Raw genomic sequence first — 411 nt, forward strand, 5'->3', positions numbered from 1 at the left:
GCACCCTCGTCGAAGCCCGCCTCAAGCGCGTCCTGGAGGAGCGCATCCGCCCGGCGGTGTACCCCGAGTCCGTCCCGCTGACCGTCTCGGTCTGGACCGCGCCCGGCGAGCCCGTCCCGGTCGCCGAGGGCCTGGCCGCGCCGCGCTCGCCGATCGCGGTCGGGGACGCCTGGGGCGCGCCCTGGAGCACCAGTTGGCTCACCGTGGCCGGGACGGTGCCCGAGGCCTGGGCCGGGCGGACCGTCGAGGCGCTGATCGACCTCGGCTTCGACGCCAATATGCCCGGCTTCCAGTGCGAGGGCCTGGTGTACCGCCCCGACGGCAGCCCGGTGAAGGGCCTCAACCCGCAGAACCAGTGGGTGCGGATCGCCGCCCCGGCGGTAGGCGGCGAGCCGGTGCTGCTGCATGTCG

1 pseudogene is annotated in these 411 nt (G+C 75.4%); it reads left to right on the plus strand.

From position 1 onward, the window contains the following. A pseudogene (locus BI06_RS52165) lies at positions 1-411 on the plus strand (alpha-mannosidase); the annotation flags it as partial.

This window comes from Kitasatospora sp. MBT66, assembly GCF_000710405.2.
In the GTDB taxonomy this organism is placed as follows: Bacteria; Actinomycetota; Actinomycetes; order Streptomycetales; family Streptomycetaceae; genus Kitasatospora; species Kitasatospora purpeofusca.